Genomic DNA, 26,312 nt, shown 5'->3' on the forward strand with positions numbered 1-26,312 from the left:
ATTTATATGAAGCAATTATTGAATATCAAAAAAGAGAACGACGGTTTGGGAAAACAAGTGAACAAATTAACTAATAAAGTACTATTGAAAACATACTTACTATTCATTTTTACATTGCTATTTGTTGTAAATAATCAAGCGTTGCATGCGCAAGAAACGAATCCACAAAATGGCGAAAAATATATTATTGGTGGTATTACGGTAGTAGGAGAAACCAATTTTAGCGAACAAACTATTATCACCTATTCAGGGCTAAGAGCCGGAGAAGAAGTGCTTATTCCTGGAGATAAGATTAGTGCTGCCATAAAAAAATTATGGAATTCTAACTTATTCAATAATATTGAAATTTACATCAATCGCATTGAGAACAACCAAGTCTATCTAGAAATTAGATTGGAAGATTTACCTGAGCTTAATGAGGTTAAAATCAATGGTATTAAGAAAAGTAAAAAAGAGAAACTGATAACTGAAAACTCTTTGAAAAAAGGAGTTAAAGTTACCGAGAACCTACTTACTACTACAAAAAACTATTTGGTTAACAAATACAAAAAAGAAGGATACTATAATACCAAGGTTCATATTAATACTATAGAAGTTGAAGATACTATTCAAGCTTCTAAATCCCTTATGAATATGGTTGTCAACATAGATAAGGGCAAAAAAGTAAAGGTAAAAAAGATAAATTTTTCTGGGAATGACATCATAAAAGATAGCAAACTTAAAAAGGCTATGAAAAACACCAAGCAGAAAAATTTCACTCATGTCCTTAAACGCTCAAAGTACATAAAAGCAAATTTTAAAGAAGACCTTAATAGCCTTGTAGACAAATACAAAGAAATTGGTTACAGAGATGCTCGAGTACTTTCAGACAGCTTAGTAGTATTGGATGACAAACACGTAGCGTTATATATAGATATAGAAGAAGGAGAACTTTACACCTTTGGAAAAATTAGTTTTATAGGGAACACGGTATATTCTGATCAAGTTCTAAGAAGAATTTTAAGAATTAACGAAGGAGATACATATAACGGAGTTTTACTTGAAAAACGAATTGCAGACACTGATAATCCGGACGCTGTAGATATTACTAACCTATATCAAAACAACGGATATTTATTTTCTACAATTAATCCTGTAGAAGTAAGTGCTGAAGGAAATGTTATCGACTTAGAAATTAGAATTTCTGAAGGAAAGCCCGTGTATTTTACTGATGTTACTGTAGTTGGAAACGATGTTACCAACGACCACGTAATCTATAGAGAATTATTTACTCGTCCTGGGCAGTTATACAACAAATCGAACGTAATTAGAACCATTAGAGAGTTAAGTCAACTAGGCTTCTTTGATGCTGCTCAAATAGCAACCAACTTCAACAATCCAAACCCTAACGAAGGTACTATTGATTTAGAGTATGAAGTGGTAGAAACAGGATCTAGCCAAATAGAATTACAAGGTGGTTACGGTGGAGGTGGTTTTATTGGAACCTTAGGATTATCGTTCAACAACTTTTCATTAAGAAATATATTCAATTTAAAATCATACAAACCTGTACCAAGAGGAGATGGTCAGAAATTAGCTTTGCGTTTACAAGCTAGTCAGTTTTACCAAACTTATAGCTTCTCATTTACAGAACCGTGGTTAGGAGGAGAAAAACCTGTTCAATTTTCAACTTCTGTATCCCATACAAAGCAGTTTTTATACGATTCTAGAACTGGAAAAGCAGACAAAAATAAACGCTTTAACATTACGGGAATTTCTGTTGGATTGGCAAAACGTTTAAATGAGCCAGATAACTTTTTCACTTTATCGCAAGCATTAAGTTACCAACATTATGATTTAAAAAATTATAATACTGGATTATTCACCTTTGGTGATGGATATTCAAATAACTTAGCATATACCATTGGTTTAAGCAGAAACAGTACCTATAACGACCCTGTGTTTCCAGTTGGTGGTTCAAGTTTTAGTGTAAGCGCTAAATTAACATTACCATATTCGTTATTCAATAATGTAGATTATCATGCATTAAAAGAAGAGCGTGAAGAGTTAAGCGGTATCGTTAGCGACCCAACTTACACCAATGAAGAACGTATAGCTGCAAACGAAAGTATTGCTGTTATCGACCAAGAACGTTTTAAATGGTTAGAATTTTATAAAATTAAATTTAAAGCAGATTGGTATGCAGAAATAGTAAAAAAACTAGTTCTTAAACCAAGTGTTGAATTTGGATTCCTAGGAGCCTATAACCAAGACCGAGGAGACATTCCATTTGAGCGTTTCTTTTTAGGTGGTGATGGACTTGGATCTTATAGCTTAGACGGAAGAGAAACTATTGGTCTACGTGGTTATCCAAACCAATCTATTCAACCATTAGACGACAATGATGGACCAAGTAATGATGGAGGTACCATATATAACAAGTTCTCCTTAGAATTAAGATACCCAATTACCTTAAAACAACAAGCTAAAATATTTGTTTTAGGTTTTATGGAAGGTGGAATTTCATTTAACAATTTTAAAGATTATAGCCCTTACGATTTAAAACGATCTGCAGGATTAGGTCTACGAGTATTCATGCCTGCCTTTGGTCTATTAGGTATGGATTTTGGTTATGGATTCGATCCTGTTCCTGGTCAAAACAAGGCAAATGGATGGGAAACTCACTTTATTATTGGACAACAATTCTAATTTGGCACGGTATTTTCTATAAACAATATGATTATTTACATTGTGAATTAAAATTTTTAAAGTTAAATTTCGTTAGTTTTGAAAATACTAATTCCTAAAATGTACAGATAACCGTAAAAATTATCTGATGTTTTTAGAATTTATAGATCATAAATTATAATAAATGACACAGATGAAATTAAAAGTTCTTTTTTTACTGATTATAGTTTCTACTATTAGTATATCTGCTCATGCGCAACGTGGTGTAAGAATAGGTTATATAGACACAGAATATATTTTACAAAATATTCCAGAATACCAAGAAGCAACTGCCCAATTAGAAAACAAGGTTCAAAAATGGAAAACAGAAATTGAAACCCAACTAAGTGAGATTGAGCAAAAGCGAAAAGATTTAAGCAACGAAAAAGCGCTTTTAACTAAGGAATTAATAGAAGAACGCGAAGAAGATATAACTTTTGAAGAAAAAGAGATTCTTGACTATCAGCAAAAGCGTTTTGGACCAAATGGAGATTTAATGATTCAGAAGAAACAGTTGATCCAACCTATCCAAGACCAAATTTTTGCAGCTGTTCAAGATATGGCTGAAAAAAGAAAATACGATTTTGTATTTGATAAATCAGCCGATGTGGTTATGCTGTATTCAGCTGAGAGATTTGATTTTAGCGACGAGGTTATTCGAAGTATATCAAGAAGTGCAAAGCGAACTCAAGCTCAAACAAAACAAGAGCGTAGAGCAGCCGAAGCAGAAGAAACTCTTCCTGAAATAAACGAAGAACAAGAAGCTAGAGAAAAAGCAGCAGAAGAAAGAAGAGAAACTATATTAAATGAGCGTGAACAAAAACAATTGGATGCGCAAAAACGCAGAGATAGTATAATTGCAGAAAGACAACGTATTAGAGATGAAAAACTAAATGCTAGAAATGTTCAGAATGAAGAATCAACAAGCGATGAAGAAGGCCAAGTTGTAAAAGAAGAAGGAGAACCAGCTGAACAAAAGTCTAAAGAAGAAATTATAGAAGAACGCAGACAGCAAAAATTAAAAGATAGAGAAGCTAGACAGCGTGAATTAGATGAAAGAAGACAAAGGATTCTTGACGAAAGACAAAAAGCAAAAGAAGAAAGAGAACGCCAAGCACAAGAGAATAATAAACCAGACGGCACAGAGCCTGAAGACACAAATAACAATTAAATAAATTATAACACTTATTAATACTATTTAGAAATGAAACAATTTAAAACCTTTTTATTTGCAGCAGCATTATTTATTGGAGCAACAAGTTTTACACAAGCTCAAAGTAAAGTTGCTCATATTAACACCCAAGAATTAATAAAATCTATGCCTGAGATGAATACAGCTCAAGCAGAAATGGACAAACTTGGTAAAACTTATGAAGCAGATATTCAATCAATGGTTACAGAATATCAAAACAAAATGAAACAATACGAAGCTGAATCTGGAACTAAAACAGACGAAGAAAACCAAAAACGTATTGTTGAAGTGCAGACTATGCAACAAAACATCCAACAGTACCAAGGGCAAGCGCAACAAGAAATGCAGAAAAAAGAAATTGATTTATTAAAACCAATTACTGAAAAAGCAAAAGCTGCAATTTTAAAAGTTGCTAGAGCTCAAGGTTTCGATTACGTATTAGATTCAACTCAAGGTGGAGGCGTAATTATGTCTGACGGTAAAAACTTACTTGATGACGTTAAAAAAGAATTAGGTATCTAATTTTATTTTAAAAAAGATATTTCAAAAGCCACTTAATTTAAGTGGCTTTTTTTTTATTTTTGAACTTATGAGCAAGCAAGCTATCGGTATTTTTGATTCTGGTGTTGGAGGCACTTCTATATGGAAGGAGCTCACCCAGTTATTGCCAAACGAGAACACTATTTACTTAGCTGATAGCAAAAACGCACCTTACGGCGAAAAATCTAAGGATGAGATTATTGCACTAAGTAAAAAGAACATCAACTTACTTTTAAGTAAAGAATGCAAATTAATTGTGGTTGCCTGTAACACTGCAACAACAAATGCCATTAAAGTTTTAAGAGAAACCTACTCCATTCCTATTATAGGTATTGAACCAGCTATTAAACCTGCAGCACTACAAACCCAGACTAAGGCTATTGGAATATTAGCCACTAAAGGAACTCTTTCTAGCGAGCTATTCCATAAAACCACAAACCTGTTTACAAACAACATAAAGGTAGTTGAGCAAGTAGGCGAAGGCATTGTTAGCCTTATAGAAACGGGACTGATCAATTCAAAGGAAATGAAATCGCTTCTAAAAGCTTATTTAAAGCCAATGATCGACGCCAATATAGATTATTTAGTATTAGGTTGCACTCATTATCCTTTTCTTATACCTCAACTTACAGAACTGCTTCCTAAGCATATAAAAATTATCGATTCTGGAAAAGCAGTAGCTTTACAAACCAAATCTGTTTTAGAAAAACATAATTTATTAAACAGCAGCCGAGAAAAACCAAATATTCAGTTTTATTCAAATAGCTCAATAGATGTTTTAATTTCCCTTTTAGGTGAAAATTACAAAGTAGAAACTTTAGATTTTTAGTAAGCCAATTTCTTTGGAAGTTCAACTTAACATTCAAAAAATATCCATCCATATCTGCCTTAAATCTTTTTTAAAGGCTATAGCAAAGAATATAACTATTTAAATCGCGCTCTGAATTTTTAAAAATAAATACAATTGTAGTCATAAAATTATCCTCATTGAATGCAACAACAGTTAAAAACAAATCATTTTTACCTTGTTGAAGTATTATGCGCGCAGAAAATCTATGCCAGCTCCAATTAAGATATAGCTAAGATAAAATAAGGTTTTATCGATTAAATTATTCCTCCTTGAACCAACTTGAATATTTTACATAGTTTTCGGCTATTCTATGTATTTCACCAGAAATTAATTCATCACTAATATCTTTAACTTTTTTAGCTGGGATACCAGCATAAATACTTCCAGATTCTACTCTTGTATTTTGAGTAACTACCGCACCCGCAGCTATAATACTATTGCTTTCTACCACACAATTATCCATAACAATACTTCCCATTCCAATTAACACATTATCATGCAGTGTACAACCATGTACAATCGCATTATGACCAATGGAAACGTTGTTGCCTATGTTTGTAGGGTGTTTTTGGTAGGTAGCATGAATAACTGCCCCGTCTTGGACATTTACCTTATCCCCCATTTTTATGTAGTGGACATCGCCTCTAACTACGGCATTAAACCATACACTACAATCATTTCCCATGGTAACATCGCCTACAATGGTGGCGTTTTCTGCTATAAAGCATGTATCTGGAATTTGTGGTGAATTACCATTCACTGATTTAATTAATGGCATAATTTAATTGAAGTTTTTATGTTAATTATTTAGCTTCCATCCCCGACCTTCTCTAATTGGAATTAAGTTATACTTCATAAGAGTTTCTCTGTTTTGAAGCATTTTTTAAAGGTTAGTGGCTATTTGAAAGTATAATCAGAAAATTACAAAAAAAAACCTTGAAATTTAATTTTCAAGGCTTGAATGTTTTTAGTTTACTGCTGGACAATTACAACTAAATCGTTCTTTCTTACAACCAAATTTAAATCCTAATGTAATTTGATGAAATCCACCATTATTATAAACTACAGAGTTGGCTTGGTAAGAATATGTGTATGCAAACATAAACTGGTCATAATCTATACCTAAAATTGGTGTGATATATTGTAATTTTTGACTAGCTATTTCTGTTCCATCTTGGTATTCTGCTCCATCTAAACTTCTTCTATACGAAAGTCCTCCCCAAAGTTTTCCAAATTCAAAATCTTTATAAGCTTTAGCATTAACATCTATTGAAGACTCTTTGGTACCATCTTTATACATAAACATTAAAGAAGGTTCAAAACTCCAATCGCTACCATATTTTTGGAATACATTTCCAGCGCTTAAAATAAACTGCCTTGGGTTATCGTAAGCAAAAAGTCCATTTTCATTGGCATTTACTCCATCGTTTTTCAACATATTCTTTACAGTAGCATGTGCGTAAAAGTTGTAAAGGAAATAAGAAAACCCGAAATCGATATTAAAATTCGTAGCACTTTGCTCAATTCCTGCAATTATAGGATCGAAAGGTTCGTTAATAAATGCTGTTTCATCTAGTTTATACTGTAAAGCTCCAACGCTTAAACCAAAAGAAAGCATATTTAAATCTACTTCAGAACGAGAAAACATGATGTGATGAGCATAAGTTAAATAAGCTCCGTTTTGTGAATGGTATCCGTTTTTATCAGAATAAAAAATGGCACCAATTCCGGAATTAGACTCACCTACTCTTCCATTTACGCTCATAGTTAATAATCTAGGCGCATTATCATCTCCAAACCATTGTTGTCGACCAGTAACTCTAACTTTAGCACAATTGGCGGCTCCAGCCATCGAAGGATGAATCAAATAATAGTTGTCTGTTAAGTAATCAGAGTATACGGGCATACCCTCTTGAGATATGGCAGATTGCGCTACAAAAAGCACTAAAGCTAGCATATAAAACCTTTTCAATATCATAATTTTAGTTTTCAGGGGCTCTGTTTAAGTGTTAATAATAATCTAGGTTTTCACAAAATTTCAAAAACAGAAACCAAATATATAAAAATTACTTTTTATCAGACTCACTATAAAGTTAAAGGTTTAAAGAATTAAGAGAGTATTTGACAAAAACAAGCTATTAAAAGCTAAAAAGCCAAATATATGGATATCTAAAATTATCTTTTAGTATTTTTGCTAAAAATTTTCATCCTATGAATACTTTTAAAGTTTCTATTAAAGAAACTACCTATAGTAGCATTATAAAATTCGAATTAAACCATTTTGTTACCCAGCATCAGAGCTTTGAATTTGGCAATATAGACGAGGCGAAACCTTCGCCTTTGGCACAACAATTATTCCATTTACCTTTTGTAAAAAAAGTATATATATCAGGCAATTTTATTGCTATAGAAAGATATGATATTGTAGAATGGAAGGATGTACAAGAAGAAGTAGCTGAGCAAATAGAAACTTATTTAAATAATGGCGGTGTTGTGGTTCACGAAACTACTGCTCCCAAAAAAGCTCCCGTAACGGTTTATGCTGAAAGCACACCGAATCCTTCAGCAATGAAGTTTATAGCTAACAAAAAATTAGTAACCACTTCCTACGAATTCACGAGTATAGACGAAGCAAAAATATCTCCTTTAGCGACTGAATTATTTCATTTTCCATTTGTAAAAAACGTTTTTTTTGATGAGAATTTTGTTTCTATAACAAAATACGAAATGGCAGATTGGAATGACATTACAATGGAACTCCGTGAGTTTATTAGAAGCTATATCGAACAAGGCAAAGAAATTTTGGTAGCCAATGCTCCACAAACTTTAAATAAAACAACAGAACAAATAACTGAAAGCTTTGATAATTTAGATGACACATCAAAAGAAATCATCAACATTCTTGAGGAATATGTAAAACCTGCAGTTGCTAGCGATGGTGGAAATATCCAATTTACCTCATATAATCCAGAAAGCAAAGTAGTAGAAGTTGTTTTACAAGGTGCTTGCAGCGGTTGCCCATCGTCCACTTATACATTAAAAAGCGGAATAGAAAATATGCTAAAAGAAATGCTTCCAGGTAAAATAGATAGCGTTATTGCCATAAATGGCTAAATTTTCCTTAACTTTAAGACTCGCATAAGTTTCATTTAAAAATATTAAAATTATGGCAGTATTAAAAGTTATTGAAGTATTATCAAGTTCAAAAGAAAGTTGGGAAGATGCTACAAGAAGCGCAGTTAAAGAAGCTTCAAAAACAGTGAAAAACATTAAATCTGTTTATGTTCAAGAACAAAGTGCTGTAGTAAACGGCGATAATGTAACAGAATTTAGAGTGAATCTAAAACTAACTTTCGAGGTAAAATAAACATACTTCATATATTTTAAACAAAAGCGTTCCTTAGTGAACGCTTTTTTTATGCCTTTATCCTTAACTTTGATAGATGAAGCATATTTACTTGTTAATATTCAGCATTTTAATAAGTTGTCAAGGACAAAATAAAAATTCCATGAACCAACCATATACAAACAACCTAATTAATGAAACTAGTCCGTATTTGTTACAACATGCCCATAATCCTGTAGATTGGAATCCATGGAATGAAGCTATTCTTGAACAAGCTAAAAAAGAGAACAAATTAATTTTGATAAGTGTGGGCTATGCCGCTTGCCATTGGTGTCACGTTATGGAACACGAAAGTTTTGAAGATACTATTGTGGCGCAATTAATGAATTCGAAATTTATAAATATAAAAGTAGATAGAGAAGAACGTCCAGACATTGACCAAGTGTACATGAACGCGGTACAACTTATGACCGGAAGTGGGGGTTGGCCAATGAATGTGGTAGCACTACCAGATGGCAGACCAGTTTGGGGAGGAACTTATTTTAAAAAAGAACAATGGATGAGTGCCTTGGAGCAAATTTCAGATTTATTCCAAAAAAGCCCTGAAAAATTATATGAATATGCTGACAAATTAGAACAAGGCATACAAGCCATGGATGTAGTTGCTTTAAATAAAGAAGAAGCTCAATTCAACACAAAATTTATAGATGATACTGTAAAAAATTGGGAGGTGTATTTCGATCATCGGTTTGGTGGTTTAAAACGTGCACCAAAATTTATGATGCCTAACAACTATCATTTTTTATTAAGATATGCCTATCAAAACAACCATAAAGAACTACAAAGCTATGTTAATCTCACCTTAACACAAATGGCTTATGGAGGGCTTTACGACCAGGTTGGAGGAGGTTTTTCTAGATACTCTACAGATATAAATTGGCACATCCCACATTTCGAAAAAATGCTTTATGATAATGCGCTACTAGTAAGTCTTTATTCGGATGCATATTTAATTACAAAAAATCCGTTATATAAAGATGTGGTTTACGAAACCTTGAAATTTGTAGAAAGAGAATTAACTGATGATAATGGAGCATTCTACTCATCATTAGATGCAGACAGTACAACTCCAGAAGGTCATTTAGAGGAAGGCGCCTTTTATGTATGGACGAAAGAAGAGCTGCAAAGCCTATTGGGAGCAGATTTTGAATTGTTCTCAGAGTATTTCAACATCAAAGACTATGGTTTATGGGAAAACAAACAATATGTTTTAATTAGAAAAGACACTGATGAGCATATTATAAAAACACATGAAATATCACTGGAAGTTTTAAACGAAAAGAAAATTAAATGGAAAAATCTCCTTTTAACAACCCGAGAAAAAAGAACTAAGCCAAGATTGGACGACAAAACATTAACATCTTGGAATGCTTTAATGATAAAGGGTTATGTAGACGCCTATCGTGTATTTGGTGAAGAAAGCTTTTTGAAAATAGCCAATAAAAACGCCAACTTCATATTAAACAACCAATTACGTGAGGATGGCGGTTTAAACCATAATTACAAAAACAATACAAGCACCATTAATGGTTACCTTGAAGATTATGGAGCAACTATTGATGCCTACTTAGCTCTTTACGAAATAACTTTAAACGATAAATGGTTACTTACCGCTAGAGATTTAACTAACTATGTGTTCGATCATTTTTATGACAAAACGAACAGCATGTTCTATTTTACTTCCAACAAAGATCCTTTATTAGTATCAAGAACTGTAGAATATAGAGACAATGTTATTCCTGCAAGTAACTCTATCATGGCAAAAAATTTATTTAAGCTTGCTCGTTATTTCGACAATAAACATTATTCGAAAACAGCTACAAACATGCTAAATAACGTTAAGCCAGAAATACAGGATTATGGCTCTAATTATTCCAATTGGTTAGATTTAATGCTGAATTACACCCAACCATTTTACGAAGTTGTAGTTGCAGGTCCTAATGCTCACGAAAAAATTAATGAGTTCAATTTAGAATATATACCTAATAAAATACTTGCAGGTACAACTAAAACTAGTTCTCTACCATTACTGGAAAGTAGGTTTTTAGAAAACGAAACCTTAATATATATTTGTGTAAATCAAACATGTAAACTGCCAGTTAAAGAAGTTTCGGAAGCCATGAAACAATTAAAAAAACAATAAATGACGCTTATTTCTATACTTTTAATCTGTTTTGTTGCCTTAGAGCATTTTTATTTTATGATTTTAGAAATGTTTTTATGGACCACCCCAAAAGTAATAAGGATTTTTGGCTTTAAATCTAAAGCTCTTGCTGAGGATACAAAAGTATTAGCAGCCAATCAAGGGTTGTATAATGGATTCATGTCGGCTGGATTAATTTTAGCATTAGTCAACAATGATGTAAAAACACTAATCTTTTTTTTGATTTGCATTACAATTGCAGGAGTATTTGGTGCTATTTCAACTAAAAAAATAAAGTTGTTTTATATTCAGTCCATTCCTGCTGTTTTAGCTCTCTTTTCTATTCTTCTCTAAAAAGACATGCTTCGGTATGAAGCCCCCAATTCAAAGTATTTTTTTTAACTTTGCTAACTAACTTAAAACATAGATATGGACATTGAAAATTGGACAGAAAAAGGCTTTGAATTTATAACGGTATATGGTTTAAAACTTATTGGAGCCATTCTTATATGGGTGATAGGTTCCTGGATTGTAAGGAAGTTAATTAAAGCCGCAAAAAAGGTTATGATAAAAAGGGAGCTGGAAGAAAGTCTTCAAAAATTCCTATTAAATCTTCTTGGTTGGATTTTAAAAATACTTTTAGTTCTAACCATATTATCTCAAATTGGTATTGAAACAACATCTTTTGCTGCTATTTTAGCTGCTGCTGGTTTAGCTATAGGTATGGCGATGCAAGGATCTTTAGCAAATTTTGCAGGAGGAGTTTTAATCATGATTTTTAAACCTTTTAAAATTGGCGACTATATTAACGCACAAGGAGAATCTGGAACTGTAAAAGAAATTGAGATATTTACAACTAAACTAACAACACCAGATAATAAGGAAGTTATTATTCCTAACGGAAGTTTATCTAATGGAAACATTACAAACTTCAGTACGGAAGACACAAGGCGTGTTGATTTTACCTTTGGAGTGGGATACGACTCAGATATCAAGAAGACAAAGGAGGTTATTATGAGTGTTATTCAATCTAATCCTTCTATATTAAAAGAGCCAGCTCCTTCAGTAAATGTTTCGGAATTAGCAGATAGCTCTATAAATTTCCTTACTAGGGTTTGGGTGAAAAAAGAAGATTATTGGGCTGTAAATTTTGATACTATTGAACGTGTCAAAGAAGCTTTTGATGCAGCTGGAATAGATATTCCTTACCCACATCAAGTTGAGATACAAAAGCAAGGCTAATTATTTAGCTTTTGGTTTTAAAGCAATAAAATCTTTTAAATAATAAGGTTCAAAATAGGCGACATCTTCGATGTCGCTTTTTTGGTATTTAGAATAAGCTATTTGACTCATTTCATAAGCAGAAGGCAACTTGTCTTCAATAAAATGAGCATTTTCATGTTGGATAAGAGTTTTAGTTTTTTCAACGCCATTGCCAATAAAGTACACCGGCCCTTTTTCTAAGTAATCAGCATAAGAATCTGTTTCCAAAATCTCTGCCTCTACCTGTCTAATAAGACTATATGACTTATCAAAAACTGCCGAATAAACTTCCATACGTCTAGCGTCTAATGTGGAAATTATCAAACCTTTTTCAATAACAACTTGATGAGCCAAAGCTTCTAAAGTAGAAACTGCTATCAAAGGTAGGTTTAATGCAAAACAAAGCCCTTTTGCGGCCGAAACTCCTATTCTTAACCCTGTATAAGACCCTGGGCCTTTACTCACCGAAATAGCGTCTAATTCGTTTGAGGTTAAATTATTTTCTGCTAAAAGTTTTTCTATATAAACATGCAAACGCTCGGCATGAGAAAATTCTTTACTATTGTCTTCTAAAAGCGCGAAAGTCTCCCCTTGTTTAGAAAGGGAGACAGAGCAATTAGTTGTAGATGTTTCTATGTTTAAAATTATTGCCACAATAATTAATCTATTAAAGATTTACCTAAGTAAAAGTCTAGGACTTTAGTTTTAAAAACAAAATCGTATTTGGAATTAGTAAGATCTGATTTTGCATTTAATAATTGAATTCTTGTTTGTTCTAAATCAAAGGCATTTAAAGCTCCCATATTATATCGTTCTTGTGCATTTTGAAAAGCTAATTCCTGTGCTTCCATTGATTTTTTTGAAGCTTCAAAAGTTTTATAGGCAGCTTTTGCATCTGTAAATGCACGTTGAATGTTGCTTTCTAAATTTAATTTAGTTTGCTCAAGGTCTAGTAAACTATTTTCTTGTTGAATTTTAGATTTAGCAACATTGGTTTTATTCGTGTAACCTGAAAAAATTGGAACAGCAATATTTAAATTGAAGTTATGTGCTTTCTGATCGTTTAATTGATTAAAAAAAGATTCTTCATCCTTAACAATATTCGAGTAGAAAACATTAGACCCAAAATTATACCCAAGTGAAACTTCTGGTAAAAACCCACTTTTCGCTAACTCAGTTGTTACTATAGAGTTTTCTATATTCTTTTCGGCTACTTTAATTTCAGGTCTATTTTCGATGGCATATTCTAAAATAGGTGTAACATCTTTATATAACAAAGCTGAAGAAGGATCATCTATTTGTTCGAAGTCTATTTCAAATCCTTCAAACGGAAGTTGTAATAATTGTGATAAAGACAAAAGTGCCAAATCGTAATTATTTTCAGCAATAGTTAAGTTTTGTTCATCTCTACTTTGAGTTGCAATTGCATCGTATGTATTGGCTCTAGGCTGAACTCCTGCATCTACCAATTTATTAACACGTTTTAGTTGTTCTTGAGAAAAGTCTAACTGCAATTGAGCCGTTTCAAGATTTTCCTTATTAAACATAACATTTAAATATGCGTTAACCACATTTAATGCAATATCGTCCTTAATACGCTCTAACTCCATTTGACTTAACTCGTTATTAAGTTGAGCTTGTTTATGTAAATTAGAATTTCTAAACCCATTAAAAACTGTTTGTCTGGCACTAATACTCATATTTGTGCTATGACTGGTTCTATCTGTAAACTGACCATCGAAAAGCTCTTGGTTTCCTAAGCCTAAATTCTGACTTGCATTTCCAGATACAGTTGGTAAAAAATTTCCTTTAGTGTCCTTTATCTCATATTCACTAGAACGAATAGCATTCGCTCCTTTTCTAACAGTTATATTATTCTCCAAAGCGTAATTCACACATTCTTTAAGAGACCACTTTTTTTCTTGAGCATAGGAAGCTACTCCAATAAAAATGGTTAGTAAAACAGTTGTAATTATATATTTATTCTTCATCATTATTATCTTTTGACGCTTTGTTCCACACTTTTATTTTGTCTCCTTCTTTAACACCTTCAAGTATTTCTACATTAATACCATCTGAGATTCCTAATTCAACATACACATCTTCATAAGTATTTGCTTCTTTCAAAATTTGAACAAAAGGTTTTTCGGTTATTCTATTAAATTGAAGTAATGCTTCTTTAATAACTAAAACACTGTCTTTGCTTTCCATGTCAATTTCAGCATTAGCACTGTAACCAGCTCTAATTTTTGTGGAAGGTGTAACTTCAACGTCTGCTTTAATTGTAAACTGAACAGCACCATTTTCTTCTTTTCCTTTTGGAGCAACAAAGGTTAATTTTGCTGGAAACTCTTGCTCGTTTAATGCGCCAAGAATAACCTTAATTTGTCTGCCTTCTTCTATTTTGCCTACTTCGGCTTCATCTACTTTTCCTTCAAAAATCATTTTGCTCATATCGGCAATTGTAGCAACGGTTGTTCCTGCATTAAAACTATTCGATTCAATTACCTGATCTCCTTCTCGAACAGGAATTTCTAGAACTGTTCCAGAAATTTGAGCTACAATATTTGTGTTGGCAGAACCTCCACCTGAAAGCGATCCTTGTCTGATAATTTGATAATCATTTTGAGCTTGGTTTAACGATTCTCTTGCTTGATTGTACGATAACTCACTGTTTTCAAAATCTTGTTTAGAAATAACTCCCTTTTCAAAAAGACCTTTATTTCTATTGTATAAAATTTGAGCATTGTCTAAAGCCAATCTAGCTGTACGTGTTCTACTATTAGCGCTTGCTAGGTTTTGCTCGTTTGGTACTACGCGGATTTTAGCTATCAAATCGCCTTTTTTCACAACATCTCCTTCTTCAACAAAAATTTTATCTATAATTCCAGCAATTTGAGGTTTTAACTCAATTTCCTCCTCTGGATTAAGTTTTCCAGTTGCAACAACTTTTGTACGGATAGAAGAGAAAAACGGCTCTTCAACTTTAAAATCTTCTATGCCTTTTGAATTTGAATCTTTGAAGTATTTTATTACCCATACAAACAATATAAGTACGACAATTCCAATTATGATTTTTAGCGTTTTATTCATTTTTAAATCTTTTTATAATTCTTGCTTGGTTTTACACTCATCTTAAAATAAAGTTTTAAAGATGATATATGATTGATTTTTAAATTGATTATTCTTCTCTTAACGCATCTATTGGCTTAATACTCGTGGCTTTAAATGCTGGAATTAGCCCGATTAACGTGCCTAAAACCACTAATATTATTAATGATACAAAAACAACACCTATAGATACTGAAGCATTTACAATAACTGCTTCGTCGCCTTGTCCAAAGGCACTATCCAAAGCAATTAGGATCCAACCGCCTGAAATAATTCCAAAAAACCCAGCTAAAAGTGTAATAAATACAGCTTCTACAACTATTTGTCTTTTAATTTCGAAAGGCGTAGCACCAAGAGCACGACGTACTCCAATTTCTTTGGTTCGTTCTTTTACGGTTATCAATAAAATATTTCCAATAGCAAATACGCCTGCAATTAGAGTAGCTATTCCAACAAACCAAGTTAAAAACTGCATTCCAATAAGAAATCCAGTAATTTTTTTAAATTCTTTCCCTAAGTTAAAGCTTCCAAAAGCACGGTTATCTTTAGGGTGTACATTATTTAGGTTTTTGAGAATAAGTTTAGCATCGGCTTCAATTTGAGAAATATCAAATTCAGGCTTCCCAGTAATCATCATAAAACCAATATCGTCACCTTGATTGAATATTTGTTGAAAGGTTGTGAATGGAATATGGATATCGCTAGTTGGCCCCATGTTTACATTACCATTTTCAAACATTCCAACAACCGTAAAGTTCATACCATTTAATTGAATTAACTGGCCAATCATTTCTTCGTCTTTTTCAAACAACTGTTTGTATATATCTTCTGAAATAACTGCTACTTTCCTATTATCGTTGATATCACTTTGGTTGATAAAACGCCCATGAATCATTTTCTTTTTTTGAACTTTATCTAGTAACGGAAAGTCTCCATTGATTAAGAAATTCCCCGAAAGGAAATTCCTTACTACTTGACTTTGATTTTGATTTCTTGGTACTACGAACTCGATCCCCTCAACGTTTTCTTCAACAATTTTAGCATCTGTAAGAGTTAATCTAACCCGTTTCCCTTCTTGAAATCCTTTAAATGGTTTGCTTGTGTTTTGCCCCCATACAAAAACACTATTTGTTGCAAAGCTTCCAAAAAGTCTATTAAATGAATTTTCTAAACCTTTAGCTGATCCTAATAATCCTATTAGCAGCAATATTCCCCACCAAACACCTACCATAGTAAGCATGGATCTTAGTTTGTTTTTACTAAGACTATCCCATACTTCTTGCCATGTATCTCTTTCTAATAAAAACTTTATCATACTAATCATCTCTTAAGGCAACAATTGGTTTAATCTGCGATGCTTTTTTAGCGGGTAAATACCCTGCAATTCCACCGGCAACAATTAGAGTTATGGTTGCTCCAATAACTAAGGAAGTGCTTACGCTAGGATCTTTTATGAAGTAAGTTTCTAAGCTTGGACCAATAAATGCTAGTACACCCATTCCAATTAATAATCCAACATAACCTGCAATAGCAGTAATTAAGATAGACTCCATTAAAATGATGGAAATAATAGAATTTGGCGAAGCTCCTAAAGCTTTTCTAATTCCAATTTCTTTGGTACGTTCTTTTACTATAAAAATCATGATGTTACTAACGCCCACAATCCCTGCTATGAGGGTTCCAAAACCAATTACAATTATAATAACACCTAGTCCAAACGTCATTTGGTTAACTGTTTTCGATTCGTTTGCTAGATTTCTAACACGAATAGCTCTTTGGTCGCTGCTTGCAACATCAAATCTATCTTTTAAATCCTTAGTTAAATCGGTACTAAAAGCAATAGCTTTGTTATAATTCATCTTAGGATTGTAAGTCAGGTTTATCTGATCTATATAATCGTTATTTCCATATAAACGTTGTGCGGTACTAATTGGCATATAAATGATACGCTCTTCATTGTCTCCACCATCATCTTCAAAAACACCTACTATTTTATATTGTAATCCGTTTAAATTGATATGCTTTCCTAGGGCTGTAGTTTTCAAAAACAAGTCTTGCTCCACCAATCTACCAATAACAACTACTTTGGTTTTGTTATCGATATCTAATTGATTGATATAGCGTCCTTCTTTAATTTTGGTGTTTTCTAGAAATTGATGATCCGGATGAACAGCCCTAAGAGGATAGGTACTTTTTTCGTTTCTGAAAGTAGCATTAACATTTAAATACAATCTAGATGTTATGTATTGCACTTTTTCTCCGTATTCTTCTTTAATATAATCGAAGTCCTTATTCTTGAATTGAATTTGTCTTCCAGCCTGAAACCCTTTATGAGCTTTAGTTGTAGTACCAGATTGTATAAAAATAGAATTATTTGCATCGTCAGAAAATGCTTCAGCAAAGGTGTTATTTAAACCATTAGCAATACCAAAAAGTATGGTGAAAAGTAAAATTGCAAAAGCCACAGTAAAACCAGAAAGTACACTTCTGGTTCTATTCATATTAATACTTTGAAATATTTCTCTCCACAGGTCTCTATCAAACATACTGAGAGGCTCTAACTTGTTCAACTTTTACATCTTCCATAATAAGTCCATCTCTCAAACGTACAATACGTTTACACATTTGTGCTATGTCTTCTTCGTGAGTTACAATAAGAATAGTTTTTCCCTCATCGTTCAATTGCTGGATAAACTCCATAATTTCGTACGATGTTTTTGTATCTAATGCTCCAGTAGGCTCATCAGCCAATAGTAGTTTTGGGTTTGCAGCTAAAGCCCTAGCTATAGCAACACGTTGTTTTTGTCCACCTGACAACTCATTAGGCAAATGATTAGCCCATGGCTCTAGCCCCACTTTGCCCAAATGAAACAAAGCCAATTCTTGCCTTTCCTGACGTTTCATTCCTTGGTAGTACAAAGGCAAGGCAACGTTATCTAATGCGTTTTTATAGTTTATTAAGTTAAAGGATTGGAAGATAAATCCGAGAAATTTATTCCTATAAATAGCGGCTTTTTTCTCTGTTAAGTTTTTAATAGGAACGCCATCTAGAATGTACTCGCCTTCATCTGCTTCGTCTAACATGCCTATAATATTAAGTAAGGTAGACTTTCCAGAACCCGAAGACCCCATTATTGCAACCATCTCGCCATCTTCTACAGAAAGATCGATACCTTTTAATACATGTAAACTTGAATCTCCTATGGGATAGGATTTATGAAGTTTTTTAATGTTTAACATATTTATTAGTTGTTGGTTAAAGTAGCATTCTATTAGTAAGACTATATATCAGCTTATTTGTTACAACAAAACTAATTATATTTTAAAGCTAGTTTTTTTTTGAGTTGTTAAACTTTCTGTAAATAAAAAAACCGATTCCAGCTATAAGAATATATGGTACAGCCATTAAATAAACAATTCCATCGTTAATGCCTTTAGCTATGTCTTGACTTTCTCCGGTTTCTAATACTGCACGACACATAGCACATTGGGCATTTGCATCAATAAGAAATATAAAGGAAAAGAAAAGAAAGAGAATAATGCGTTTCATTTGGTTTTATTTATTTGTAATGTGTAAAATGCTATAATAATTCCTTTTTAAGGATTAACGAATCGTTGTAATTTAAAAATTAAACGTAATAAGGTGAAATCATAAGATAAACAATTACTCCCGAAACAGCAACATATAGCCATAAAGGAAATGTGATTCGGGCAATTTTCTTATGTCTTTCAAAACTTCCAGCCAACCCTCTAACAAAAGTTATTAAAACAAAAGGAATGATAACAATTGATAACAAGATGTGCGTTATTAAAATAAAATAATATACATATTTAATAGTTCCTTCTCCCCCAAATTTAGTGGAGTCGCTAGTCATATGATAAGCCACATATAATACCAAAAATATAACTGAACAACCAACGGCTGTTTTCATTAAGTTTTCATGAAGCACTACCTTCTTGTTTTTAATAGCAATAAATGCAACAATTAAGAATACAGCAGTTAAACCGTTAATAGTTGCATAAATTGGCGGTAAAAAGGTTAATGGCTCTACGTCGAAGCCCATATCTCTTAAATTAACACCAAACAAAACAGCTACAACCAAAGGAATAGTAATGGATAAAACAAGAATCCATTTGTTGTATTTCTTTTCTTTTTCTAAAGCGTCGTTATTCATTTAATAATTTTTTAATATCTTCCTTAAGCATGGATATTTGTTCTTCTTGACCATATTCATCAGTTTTTTCTGCCTCAGAAACAATCCCATTATAATAAATTATAGGGTTCCCATTTAATACTCTGGATCTAATAAAACCATTTCTATCGATTAGAGCAAAGTTACCAGAATGCTCAAAACCTCCTTCGGCTTCCTCGTCTTGTGCTGTATAAAGATTAAAGCCTTCATTGGACAACTTATAAATATCTTCTTTTTTACCTGTTAGCAAATGCCAATTAGGGTTTGTAATTCCGTATTGACTAGCATAATCTTTTAACACCTCTATAGTGTCGAATTCTGGATTTATAGAAAAGGATGCTACTCCAAAATCAGGATTACCTTTAAAGGCTTCTTGGATTTCAACTAAGTTCCTATTCATTTTTGGACATATGGAAGGGCAAGTTGTAAAGAAAAATTCCACAACATACACTTTTCCTAAATAGTCTTTATTCGTGATAGTTTCACCATTTTGGTTTGTAAATGAAAAATCTGGAACTTTTCTAGCTTCACCATTAATTTCTAGAAAAACCAATTCACTATTATCTTTAAAGTTATTGTCTTGACCTTGACTCATTCTATCAATCCTAGTAATATCTTTGTTTTTTATTCTGTCGACAATTCTTGGAACAAAAATAATTCCAAACACCAAGATAATAAAGGCCATACCTATGTATGAATAATTTGTTTTATTGCTCATGATTATTTAATTAAATCGTTAGCTCGTCTTGTGGACGAGTTGAAATTTCCTTTTCTTCTTTCTCTATATTCTTGAAATAGCACACGTAAATCGTCTGCACTCATTTTGTTTTTTATTTCTGATACCTCTATGCTATTATAAGAGTATAAAGGGTAAACAGCATTGTTTTTTTCTATTTCTTTATCAGTCCTATCATCAAGTCTACCTCGTTGATTCAAATCCTTATCAACAATAAAAACCTGATGAGTAGCTAGGTCCTTATCTAAAGCTTCTTTAGATTTTAAACTATTAAAAAGATGTTTAATATCTGCTTCTTCGCCGTAAACAAAATGCCAAAACTTTAGATCTTCATGAGATTTAATTTCCTTTTTAAGTAAATCGATATGAGTTTCAGCACCATGAGGTAGGATAATAATTACTTGAAAATTCTTAAATCCTTTAAACTTATTATAGACCAACTCTTTTAAGTTTGAAGCAGATATAACGTTATCCATTGGATTCTTTCCTAAAAAACCTAAAACAGAAATATGATCAATTAACACAACCTCCTTTCCTTCTTCTGCAGTAAAATTATTTAATTCTGCAACACCTTCATGAACCACGTTCAATGGGCTGTAATTGTGTTTAGCTGGGAACAACATCAATAAAAATATCACCGGAAGGAAGAATAATATTCCAAGTGTAGTATAACGTATTATTAATTTTTTCTTCATTTAAATAAGGCTTGAAAATGTTTTAAAACAATTAAAAATCATTTTCAATTTTAGTATTACAAAAATAAAAAAAGACGGTCTAATAACCGTCTTTTTATATCTATTTAACTATTATAAGTTATTTTAAAAATCGTGCTTAACGAAACCGTTTGAGAAAACTTCTCCAACGTAATCTCCTTCTTGAAGGATTATAAAAATGATATAACAAATCAAGAATACTCCAGTCCAAACCACCATACGTCTTAAGCTTGCAACTTCATCTCTCATGTGCATAAAATCCCAAGTAATATAATAAGCTTTTACTATGGTTAGGATAATGAAAATCCAATTTAAGAGTTTCATTCCTATAAAATGACTGTTAAGAACTTCAGGTTTATAGATACCTAAAATAACTTCAATTGCTGTTACTACTGATAATAGGATTAATACCCCCCAAATTTTTTGAGTGTTGGATTTGAATTTAACTAATCCTCTAAATATTTCTAATTTATGTGCGTCTCCTGCCATGTCTTTAATATATTATCTAAAAATTATACTAAATAGAAGAATGTAAATACAAACACCCATACTAAATCTACAAAGTGCCAATACAATCCTACTTTTTCAACCATTTCATAACTTCTTCTACGCTCGTAAGTTCCTAGAATCACGTTAAAGAATACAATAATATTCAACATAACTCCAATCGATACGTGAAATCCGTGGAATCCAGTAATAAAGAAGAAATAGTTTGCAAATAATGGTGGTCCGTATTCGTTATGAACAAGGTTTGCACCTTCCACAACATCCTTACCTTTTGTTTTTAATTCTTTTAACGACTCGTTTCTAGACAATATAGTTTTATGTCCAGTAGCTGGGTCTGTGTATGTTGTTTTTACCAATAAATTTGGATTCGCCTCAAAACCAGCTACCACCTCTTCAAAAGTGTAGCTAGGAAGGTTACTTTCGCTAGTAAACCAAAGACCATTTTTATTTAAATGTTGCTCACGCTCTTTTGGCTGTCCTATAGCAAAATCCTTTAATGCTACTCTATTTCCATCGTTATCCACAAAGTGAATAACATTACCTCCATGAGTTGTTACAGCACCATAATCTCCTTTAATGAAAGTTGACCACTCCCAAGCTTGAGAACTTAAGAATATAAATCCACCCAGAACGGTTAAGAACATATATATTGTTGTTCTTTTCTTGTCTAACTTATGTCCAGAATCTACAGCTAATACCATAGTTACTGATGACATAATTAAAATAAAGGTCATGAATGCCACGAAAATCATTGGATAATTTCCATGAATAAAAGGAACGTGTGTAAACACATCGTCTGCAATTGGCCAGATTTCTGAAAATTTAAATCTTGAAAATCCGTATGCTGCTAAAAATCCGGAGAAGGTCAAGGAGTCAGAAGTAATGAAAAACCACATCATCATTTTTCCATAACTTGCTTTTAAAGGATTATTTCCCCCTCCCCAAGTTTTTTCGTCTGTACCAGTATCTACAACTGTCGTGTTCATATTTTCGGTTTAGTATTTATTTAAAAGTTGAACAAAAATAATCAATTTATCTTTCTAACGAAATTTACACCTCTAAAATTTACGGACTCTAAATAAGCTTCCCTATAGATGTGACGCCATATTGCTAGAAATCAATAGAATTTATCCTATATAATAGAAAAACAAAAACAGATATATCCATAGTATATCTATAAAGTGCCAAAACGTTGCAGCCAACTCTAGGCCCAACATTTTAGTTGGCTCATATTTTTGTTTAAAATGATTATAAATTACTACTAACAAACAAATTATGCCTACTACCACGTGCAAAATATGCACAATAGCAATTAAATAAATATAAGACATAGTAATATTGCTTGTAGGTCCTGTGAAATTATAACCTAAATCTATAATTTGCTGAAAGCCTAAAAACTGACTTGTTATAAAACCAATTCCAAGAATTAATGTTGTAAACAACCAAACCGTAGTAAGCTGTCTATTATTAGCTTTTAATGATCTTTTTGCAAGTATAAAAGTTAAACTACTAATAAGAATAAGTACTGTACTAACAATAAATGCGTTTGGCAATTTAAAATCGTGAAGCCAATCTGGTCTGCTGCTGCTAACAACAAAAGCACTTGTCCATCCTGCAAAGGACATAACTAGTGAAATAATTCCAAACCAAAGCATCATTTTCTTTGCTCTGCCGTGTTTCTCTTCTAAAGTACCTTGAGTTAAATCCATGATTTATCTAATAAACTTATCTATTACGTAAACTATTTGCAACAATGTTATGTATATAACACTCGCCATCATAAGATGTCGTGCTGCTAAAACAGTCATCTTTTTATATAATTGAACTGCATAATGCAGCATACCTAATCCTAATAAAAACACTATAATTGCTGAAATTGGAGTTAAATACAATCTTCCTGTAAATCCAAATGCTGGAACTATTGAAACTAAAATAGTCCAAATAGTATACATTATAGTTTGCACTGCCGTTCCCTTATCTTGTTTTCCGGTAGGCAACATAAAGAAGCCTCCCTTTTTATAATCATCATACAAGAACCATCCTATAGCCCAAAAGTGTGGGAATTGCCAAAAAAACTGAACAGCAAATAAGGTTCCCGGTTCAATTCCAAATTCGTTTGTAGCTGCTACCCAACCTAACATAAAAGGAATAGCTCCTGGAATGGCACCAACAAAAACAGAAAGTGGCGTTTTGGTTTTTAATGGTGTGTAAGCGCAGGTATAAAGAAATATTGAAATAGCTCCAAACATTGCTGTTTTTGGATTGATGCTATACAAAATTGAAAGACCCAAAATTGTAAACAAAGTAGCTATTACAAAAGCAGAAGTTACAGACATACGTCCTCCAGGAATCGGTCTATTTTTAGTCCGATCCATTAAGGCATCTAAATCCTTTTCTATAATTTGATTGAATGCATTTGAAGCACCAACCATAAAGTATCCGCCAAATGCCAAAAGAAGTAAGGTGGTGTAATCTACGATTTCAACACCTAAAAGATAACCGGCCAAAGAAGAAAAGACCACACTAACCGACAACCGGATTTTAGTGATTTCCTTAAAATCTGAAACCAAAGAATATTTAACTGATGAAGTGACTGTTTGTCCCAATGTAATTAATGCTTTGCCTGAGGCTTTATATTGCATTTGCAAAGATACTTTGAAAAGTTAATTCTACAAATCAAAATACCAATTAAATAGGTCTGTTCTAATTCCTACATTAAACCAAAGCGTGTTACTACTAAATGTATTGAGAGTTTGAGCTTCAGGATTAAAATCTCTAAAGGTTACATCAGTAAAAATCTTTAAATTGGTAGCTGGATTAATTACATAACCAACTTGCAGGTTAGCAAAAAAGGTTGAGGTTTTATTTCCTTGCCCCACTACTATTCCCGAGTCATAAGGTCTTTCGTTATAATTTCGGTATATATCTGCTCCATAAGTATAGTTATCTGTACCATCATTAAAATCAAACCCTCTCGTTCCAAGAACCATTTGAGCGTTTCCAAACCAACGGTTATAATGATAGCGCCCAATTAGCACAAATTCGCTAAAATTAGCTCCCCAAAGATGCGCCATAGATTGGTTACTGTGGCCATAGTTCAACACTACGGTATTATGAGAGTAGGTATATGGCCGCACCCTATTATATTCCGTTTGAAGCATGAGGTTTTTTACTTTGAAAGCATTGTAATACTTAAAGCCCAATTGGTATCCGTATTTGTTTTTCCAACTTTTTTCTCCGCCGGTCATATGGCTTAATGAAAACTCGTCTAAGATAAACTGTCCATAAATGTTCATGTTATCGTTTAGCTTATATTTCCCAGACATACCAAGAAGCGCATTACCTGCCCCTTGACCAGTTTCAAACTCAATAGCTCTAAAAAATACAATTGGATTTAAATAATTTATATCAAATCCTCTGTTATTAGCATTGTTCCAAATAACTGATTCGAAAAGTCCAACATTCAATCTTTTTGAAACATTCCAACTTAAAAAATGAGTTGCCATATATTTCGTAAAATAGGCACCATCTTCTTTAACTTCAGGTCTTACATCTCTAAGCCAAGTCCAAGTACTTGTATATTTTATTTTCCAAAATGTAGTGTTTAGCTTTAAAAATGGATGAGGAGTAGCTACATCACTAATAAATAAGGAACGGTATCCATCACCAATAAAGTTTTTACCATGACCAAACTGCACATTCAAAAACTTATATGGTGTATATGACAAGTAAGCTTCTGCTACAGGATAATCATATCCTCCTTCTTTAAATGCTTTAGCAATTCCTCGTCCAGGAATTATAGCTGCTTCGTCTGCTCCTTTAATCGATACCGCATATTGATTAAAATACTGTGCAAAGCGACCTTGACTTTCAAAAACTGAAGTATAAAAACTGAATTTCTTTCCAAATCCTCCTTGTATATTGATTCCTCTTGTATTATTATAGGTGCTTGAAAAATCAGCATCGGTATCCTTACCTACCTGAAAATCAAAAATAGGATCGATTGTAAACCAATAATCTTGACCTTCTACTCTTACTAACCTTTCGTTCCAAAGCTTTCTTCCCGAAAAGCTACGTGTATCTTTTGCTAGCGTATCAATTGCTTCTTGAAAATCGTAGTAAGGCGCAACATCTTCATATAAATAAGGCTTAGAAGCTGTGTGACTATTCGTACCAACTAGATTTACACTTCTATCAAATTTGGAATAAGCGCTATGAGTAAACGGAATATTTAATTGACTTGTGTATTCTTTGTTTGAAAATGGAACCAGCTTAGCATTCACACTATCATATTCTTTTTTAGCCGCATTTTCTAATTCAGTTAATTCGGAATCAAAATCAGGGTCCTTATCCTTGGACAAATCTTCTGTAGCCACAGCTTGATTAACCAATGGAATTTTAATGGCTATAGAATATTGTTTATAGGTTGGTTTCCCATTATAAGTCCCTGGCTGAATTTTAGGAAGCTCTTTAAAAACACGTTTAGCCTCATCCTTTAATCCTTGGTAGGTTGCATCTACATAAATAACTCGAAACTCACCTTCTTTATCAACCTCAAAAAGCACCACTACATTGCCAGTATACTTTTCATCACTCACCTCCTGAGGTACTTGGAAATTTTCAAAAACATGAGTAAAGACTTGGTTGTCAAAACATTTTTGTAGAAGCTCAACATCTATATTTTCGCATTCCGAAAACACAGGGGGTTTCTCGTATAAAAACTTATTTTGTGCGTAACTATATATTTGAAAAAACAGAAAAACAATTACGAAGAACTTCTTCATATTCATAGATGGAATTATTTGCGTTGAAAGATACTATTTTTTTAATAATCTAGGGTTCCAAAAATAGTCGTTAACGAAAGTGCCATTGACTATAATTTGCGAAATATATTAAAATTCTAATTTATTATTAAAAACTTATATAGAATCTAAATCGGAAGGTTTTTTTAT

26 protein-coding genes and 1 pseudogene are annotated in these 26,312 nt (G+C 32.6%); 10 read left to right on the plus strand and 17 right to left on the minus strand.

Features of this window, described 5'->3' with window-relative positions:
- The 5 genes and pseudogenes from VKY41_RS04000 to murI all read left to right on the plus strand — a co-directional run.
- Window positions 1-74, plus strand: a pseudogene (locus VKY41_RS04000) (isoprenyl transferase); the annotation flags it as partial.
- Complete coding sequence (locus VKY41_RS04005; RefSeq protein WP_500813212.1) at window positions 46-2,688, plus strand: BamA/OMP85 family outer membrane protein; 2,643 nt, start codon at window positions 46-48, stop codon at window positions 2,686-2,688. The pseudogene VKY41_RS04000 and the gene VKY41_RS04005, both read left to right, overlap by 29 nt.
- A gap of 172 nt (window positions 2,689-2,860) precedes the next feature.
- Window positions 2,861-3,877, plus strand: a complete 1,017-nt coding sequence (locus VKY41_RS04010) for an OmpH/Skp family outer membrane protein (RefSeq protein ID WP_500813147.1) — start codon at window positions 2,861-2,863, stop codon at window positions 3,875-3,877.
- Between the two features lie 33 nt (window positions 3,878-3,910).
- Window positions 3,911-4,420: an OmpH/Skp family outer membrane protein gene (locus tag VKY41_RS04015; RefSeq protein ID WP_500813148.1), complete on the plus strand. Its 510-nt coding sequence runs from the start codon at window positions 3,911-3,913 to the stop codon at window positions 4,418-4,420.
- Between the two features lie 67 nt (window positions 4,421-4,487).
- Window positions 4,488-5,267, plus strand: coding sequence for a glutamate racemase (gene murI / locus VKY41_RS04020; RefSeq protein WP_500813149.1), 780 nt, complete (start codon window positions 4,488-4,490; stop codon window positions 5,265-5,267).
- Between the two features lie 280 nt (window positions 5,268-5,547).
- Here the strand turns inward: murI and VKY41_RS04025 are convergent, their stop codons facing one another.
- Both VKY41_RS04025 and VKY41_RS04030 read right to left on the minus strand, forming a co-directional pair.
- Window positions 5,548-6,066, minus strand: coding sequence for a gamma carbonic anhydrase family protein (locus VKY41_RS04025; protein WP_500813150.1), 519 nt, complete (start codon window positions 6,064-6,066; stop codon window positions 5,548-5,550).
- 189 nt (window positions 6,067-6,255) lie between these two features.
- Complete coding sequence (locus tag VKY41_RS04030) at window positions 6,256-7,266, minus strand: PorP/SprF family type IX secretion system membrane protein (RefSeq protein ID WP_500813151.1); 1,011 nt, start codon at window positions 7,264-7,266, stop codon at window positions 6,256-6,258.
- Between the two features lie 233 nt (window positions 7,267-7,499).
- Between VKY41_RS04030 and VKY41_RS04035 the strand changes: the two genes are divergently transcribed.
- From VKY41_RS04035 to VKY41_RS04055, 5 genes are all read left to right on the plus strand, one after another.
- Window positions 7,500-8,402: a NifU family protein gene (locus VKY41_RS04035; protein WP_500813152.1), complete on the plus strand. Its 903-nt coding sequence runs from the start codon at window positions 7,500-7,502 to the stop codon at window positions 8,400-8,402.
- Between the two features lie 52 nt (window positions 8,403-8,454).
- Entirely contained in the window at window positions 8,455-8,655 is a 201-nt protein-coding gene (locus tag VKY41_RS04040; protein ID WP_500813153.1) for a dodecin family protein, read from the plus strand.
- Window positions 8,656-8,797: 142 nt separating this feature from the next.
- Window positions 8,798-10,837, plus strand: coding sequence for a thioredoxin domain-containing protein (locus tag VKY41_RS04045; protein ID WP_500813213.1), 2,040 nt, complete (start codon window positions 8,798-8,800; stop codon window positions 10,835-10,837).
- The gene (locus VKY41_RS04050; RefSeq protein ID WP_500813154.1) at window positions 10,838-11,191 is read left to right on the plus strand and encodes a DUF1304 domain-containing protein; all 354 of its coding nucleotides are present in this window, start codon (window positions 10,838-10,840) and stop codon (window positions 11,189-11,191) included.
- Between the two features lie 75 nt (window positions 11,192-11,266).
- On the plus strand, window positions 11,267-12,079 hold the full coding sequence (locus tag VKY41_RS04055) for a mechanosensitive ion channel family protein (protein ID WP_500813155.1): 813 nt from the start codon (window positions 11,267-11,269) through the stop codon (window positions 12,077-12,079).
- On the opposite strand, the gene tsaB is transcribed toward VKY41_RS04055, so the two are convergent.
- The 15 genes from tsaB to VKY41_RS04130 all read right to left on the minus strand — a co-directional run bounded on the left by tsaB (window position 12,080) and on the right by VKY41_RS04130 (window position 26,150).
- Window positions 12,080-12,754 (minus strand): tRNA (adenosine(37)-N6)-threonylcarbamoyltransferase complex dimerization subunit type 1 TsaB, encoded by a 675-nt coding sequence (tsaB, locus tag VKY41_RS04060; protein WP_500813156.1) that lies wholly within the window; start codon window positions 12,752-12,754, stop codon window positions 12,080-12,082.
- Between the two features lie 5 nt (window positions 12,755-12,759).
- Window positions 12,760-14,094, minus strand: coding sequence for a TolC family protein (locus tag VKY41_RS04065; protein ID WP_500813157.1), 1,335 nt, complete (start codon window positions 14,092-14,094; stop codon window positions 12,760-12,762).
- A complete protein-coding gene (locus tag VKY41_RS04070) occupies window positions 14,081-15,193 on the minus strand; it encodes an efflux RND transporter periplasmic adaptor subunit (RefSeq protein ID WP_500813158.1) in 1,113 nt (370 codons plus the stop codon). The genes VKY41_RS04065 and VKY41_RS04070 overlap by 14 nt, the downstream gene beginning before the upstream one ends.
- A gap of 88 nt (window positions 15,194-15,281) precedes the next feature.
- Entirely contained in the window at window positions 15,282-16,526 is a 1,245-nt protein-coding gene (locus VKY41_RS04075) for an ABC transporter permease (RefSeq protein WP_500813159.1), read from the minus strand.
- A 1-nt stretch (window position 16,527) separates the two neighbouring features.
- Window positions 16,528-17,757, minus strand: a complete 1,230-nt coding sequence (locus VKY41_RS04080; protein WP_500813160.1) for an ABC transporter permease — start codon at window positions 17,755-17,757, stop codon at window positions 16,528-16,530.
- On the minus strand, window positions 17,750-18,451 hold the full coding sequence (locus tag VKY41_RS04085) for an ABC transporter ATP-binding protein (RefSeq protein WP_500813161.1): 702 nt from the start codon (window positions 18,449-18,451) through the stop codon (window positions 17,750-17,752). Before VKY41_RS04085 ends, VKY41_RS04080 begins: the two co-directional genes overlap by 8 nt.
- An 88-nt stretch (window positions 18,452-18,539) precedes the next feature.
- A complete protein-coding gene (locus VKY41_RS04090; protein WP_500813162.1) occupies window positions 18,540-18,761 on the minus strand; it encodes a hypothetical protein in 222 nt (73 codons plus the stop codon).
- 79 nt (window positions 18,762-18,840) lie between these two features.
- Window positions 18,841-19,386 carry a DUF420 domain-containing protein gene (locus tag VKY41_RS04095; RefSeq protein WP_500813163.1) on the minus strand — a complete coding sequence of 182 codons (546 nt, stop codon included), beginning with the start codon at window positions 19,384-19,386 and terminating at the stop codon, window positions 18,841-18,843.
- The gene (locus tag VKY41_RS04100) at window positions 19,379-20,122 is read right to left on the minus strand and encodes an SCO family protein (RefSeq protein ID WP_500813164.1); all 744 of its coding nucleotides are present in this window, start codon (window positions 20,120-20,122) and stop codon (window positions 19,379-19,381) included. The genes VKY41_RS04095 and VKY41_RS04100 overlap by 8 nt, the downstream gene beginning before the upstream one ends.
- Before the next feature lie 2 nt (window positions 20,123-20,124).
- Entirely contained in the window at window positions 20,125-20,835 is a 711-nt protein-coding gene (locus VKY41_RS04105) for a hypothetical protein (RefSeq protein ID WP_500813165.1), read from the minus strand.
- A gap of 123 nt (window positions 20,836-20,958) precedes the next feature.
- Entirely contained in the window at window positions 20,959-21,342 is a 384-nt protein-coding gene (locus VKY41_RS04110; protein WP_500813166.1) for a cytochrome C oxidase subunit IV family protein, read from the minus strand.
- A gap of 23 nt (window positions 21,343-21,365) precedes the next feature.
- Window positions 21,366-22,346 (minus strand): cytochrome c oxidase subunit 3, encoded by a 981-nt coding sequence (locus VKY41_RS04115; protein ID WP_500813167.1) that lies wholly within the window; start codon window positions 22,344-22,346, stop codon window positions 21,366-21,368.
- A 141-nt stretch (window positions 22,347-22,487) separates the two neighbouring features.
- Window positions 22,488-23,069 carry a cytochrome c oxidase subunit 3 gene (locus VKY41_RS04120; protein WP_500813168.1) on the minus strand — a complete coding sequence of 194 codons (582 nt, stop codon included), beginning with the start codon at window positions 23,067-23,069 and terminating at the stop codon, window positions 22,488-22,490.
- Between the two features lie 3 nt (window positions 23,070-23,072).
- Entirely contained in the window at window positions 23,073-24,002 is a 930-nt protein-coding gene (cyoE, locus tag VKY41_RS04125) for a heme o synthase (RefSeq protein ID WP_500813169.1), read from the minus strand.
- 27 nt (window positions 24,003-24,029) lie between these two features.
- The gene (locus VKY41_RS04130) at window positions 24,030-26,150 is read right to left on the minus strand and encodes an energy transducer TonB (RefSeq protein WP_500813170.1); all 2,121 of its coding nucleotides are present in this window, start codon (window positions 26,148-26,150) and stop codon (window positions 24,030-24,032) included.
- Between the last annotated feature and the right edge of the window lie 162 nt (window positions 26,151-26,312).

The organism is Xanthomarina sp., from assembly GCF_035306605.1.
GTDB lineage: Bacteria > Bacteroidota > Bacteroidia > Flavobacteriales > Flavobacteriaceae > Xanthomarina.